The 635-nt window shown below is 47.6% G+C and carries 1 protein-coding gene; it reads left to right on the top strand.

The window, feature by feature from the left end:
• The first annotated feature begins 170 nt into the window (after window positions 1–170).
• Window positions 171–587: a flagellar basal body rod C-terminal domain-containing protein gene (locus BHE18_RS16710; RefSeq protein WP_071619671.1), complete on the top strand. Its 417-nt coding sequence runs from the start codon at window positions 171–173 to the stop codon at window positions 585–587.
• The last annotated feature ends 48 nt before the right edge of the window (window positions 588–635 follow it).

Raw genomic sequence — 635 nt, 5'->3', positions numbered from 1 at the left:
TTTTGTATGGAATGGTATTGATTGTGCTTGGGACTGAAATATAGTCGGCTGTATGTTGGATAGGCATGTAGTAGATGGAATATGGGGCATAAGAAGGGATAGGGGGGAGGGGTAGGTGGAGTGGAGAATGATATGAGTAAAAGTATTGTATATTTTTTTTTTTACAATCGTTGACGACGGTCGAAAACTATCAGCAAAAAATCAACACGGCAGTGACGGAATTCGCTCAAGCGAATGGCAATGTTTTTGAAACGACTTCACCAGCAGGCGAGTTGAGCGTTGCAACAGATGCCCCACTCGAATTGCCAAAAGGATTAGATGAAGACGTGAAAAACGTGCAAGCCGATTTTCGTGCCATCGTCAGCGGCCTCGGGGCGGAAGGGCAGACCGCCGGCTACGCAGTTTCAGCACAAGAGCAATTGATTGTTTCGACAGAAAACCGCCGCCAAGCGGTTACCGGCGTTTCATTGGATGAAGAAATGTCGAACTTGGTGAAATTCCAACACGCTTATAATGCCGCAGCCCGTCTCGTATCGACGACCGATGAAATGCTCGACACGATCATCAACCGCATGGCTGCACGCTAAACCTAAAAACGGAGGACGGCCCAATGAGAGTAACCCAACAAATGATGC

It is taken from the genome of Rossellomorea aquimaris, assembly GCF_001877785.1.
In the GTDB taxonomy this organism is placed as follows: domain Bacteria; phylum Bacillota; class Bacilli; order Bacillales; family Bacillaceae_B; genus Rossellomorea; species Rossellomorea aquimaris_A.
Note: the sequence above shows the minus strand (reverse complement) of the source record. Positions and strands in the feature narration are given on the sequence as shown.